This window comes from Coprococcus sp. RTP21428st1_C9_RTP21428_210409, from assembly GCF_040227395.1.
In the GTDB taxonomy this organism is placed as follows: Bacteria; Bacillota; Clostridia; order Lachnospirales; family Lachnospiraceae; genus Coprococcus; species Coprococcus aceti.
The window spans coordinates 1-1611 of the sequence record NZ_JBEHVV010000143.1 but is presented as its reverse complement, the minus strand read 5'-3'; the positions used below and the strand labels follow the sequence as shown (position 1 = coordinate 1611).

The following is a 1611-nucleotide window of genomic DNA, read 5'->3' as shown; positions in this document are numbered from 1 at the left end:
GTCAAGCACTATTACCTTGCAACTATCACACATAGTATTGTATAATGTTACCGTTCAGAGCCATGCAGCACAATATAAGAAATGGCTTGTCATGCTTGCATGAACAAGACATTTCTTATATTGTGCTATACGGCGGATACGCCGCACCGAACAGGCTCGTAAGAGACTGTGAGGTGGCATGGCTCTGAATGCCGCAGGGCACACCAGCCGAACAGGCTCGTAAGAGACTGTGAGGTGGCATGGCTCTGAATGCCGCAGGGCACACCAGCCGAACAGGCTCGAAGAGACTGTGAGGTGGCATGGCTCTGTGTATACATTATGAAAAGAGGATAGATTATGTTAGAGCAGAACAACGGAAAAAAGCCTAAGAAGTACGCTGGTATTCTGGCTCACCCGACATCATTCCCAAGTCCTTATGGAATCGGAGATCTGGGTCCGGGCGCTTATCAGTTTATCGACTTTCTTGCAGCTTCAGGATTAAATCTGTGGCAGGTGCTTCCACTCGGTCACACGGGCTTTGGCGATTCACCTTATCAGCCATTCTCAGCATTTGCAGGACAACCACTTATCATCGATATCGACTACCTCAGAAAGAAGAAGTTACTTCTGGACGAGGACTTCTCAGCTATGCCTGACTGGGATCCTGAGAAGATCGACTATGGAACACTTATAGAATTCAAGACTGGCCTTCTGAAGAAAGCGTACGAGAGATTTATCGACGCTGACTATGCAGATGATATGTCAGGAGACGAGGATCTCATGGCAAAGTTCGATGCATTTGTCAAGAATACATCATGGCTTGCTGACTACTCTCTGTTCATGGCAGGCAAGGATGCGCACGAGGGAATGCCTTGGTACATGTGGGATGATTCACTGAAGAAGCCGACCGCAAGGCAGAAGACCGCATGGAAGAAGAAGCTTGCAGACGGCATCGGCTACTACAACTTCCTCCAGTTCCTTTTTACAGAGCAGTGGCAGGCCCTCAAGACATATGCAAATGATCTCGGAATCAGTATAGTAGGTGACACACCTATATTCCTCGCATGGGACAGCGCAGACGTATGGTCCAATCAGGAACTGTTTCTGCTGGATTCAAAGGGATACCCTATCGAGGTTGCAGGTGTTCCACCAGATTATTTCTCAGCTACCGGTCAGCTCTGGGGCAACCCTCTGTAAAACTGGAAAAAGCATACCGAGACAGGCTATGCATGGTGGATAGAGAGAATCAAATATCAGCTCACAGTAACAGATTTCCTCAGGATAGATCACTTCAGAGGATTTGACCGTTACTGGGCAGTGCCTTACGGTGAGGAGACCGCCATCAACGGCGAGTGGAAGCCAGCTCCAGGGCTGAACTTCTTCACACAGCTCGAAGCTAATCTCGGCTACCATCTTCCTATCATCGCCGAGGATCTCGGCGAGATAGATGATTCAGTCATAGAACTCAGAGACAAATTCGGACTTCCTGGAATGAAGATCCTTCAGTTTGCATTTGAAAATCCAAACGAGAACGACTTCCTTCCACATAACTATACACCTAATTGTGTATGCTATACAGGAACACACGACAACGACACCACCCTTGGATGGTATACGCAGGCTTATGAGGCT

General features: G+C 48.0%; 1 pseudogene. It reads left to right on the top strand.

From position 1 onward, the window contains the following. Positions 1–336: 336 nt before the first annotated feature. Positions 337–1611 (top strand): annotated as a pseudogene (gene malQ, locus ABUA34_RS14275) (4-alpha-glucanotransferase); the annotation flags it as partial.